General features: G+C 71.1%; 1 protein-coding gene. It reads left to right on the top strand.

What is annotated here, in order from left to right; all coding sequences use genetic code 11:
• Nucleotides 1–46: 46 nt before the first annotated feature.
• The coding region (locus tag AC0AIB_RS31380) for a response regulator (protein WP_465098108.1) at nucleotides 47–440 on the top strand (394 nt) is incomplete at its 3' end.

Genomic DNA, 440 nt, shown 5'->3' with positions numbered 1-440 from the left:
GAAACGGGTCAGGCTTCTCTCACGGGTGACTCACAGAGTGGTTCCCATGACGATGACGACCTCGCCCCAGGGGCGTACCGAACTGCTCAGGCCGGACCGTACCCCCGTGCGGGTCCTGGTCGTGGACGACGAGGCTCCGCTCACCGAGCTGCTCTCGATGGCCCTGCGGTACGAGGGGTGGGAGGTGCGCAGTGCGGGCGATGGAGCCGGGGCGGTCCGGGCCGCCCGGGACTTCCGGCCCGACGCGGTGGTCCTGGACGTGATGCTTCCGGACATGGACGGGCTGTCCGTCCTGGGCCGGCTGCGCCGCGAGTACGCCGATGTGCCGGTCCTCTTCCTGACCGCCCGCGACGCCGTCGAGGACCGGATCGCCGGGCTCACCGCGGGCGGCGACGACTACGTCACCAAGCCGTTCAGCCTGGAAGAGGTCGTGGCCCGGC

The sequence above is a fragment of the Micromonospora sp. DSM 43699 genome (genome assembly GCF_055517075.1).
The sequence above is the reverse complement of the archived record's forward strand: the minus strand, read 5'-3'. Positions and strand labels throughout refer to the sequence as shown.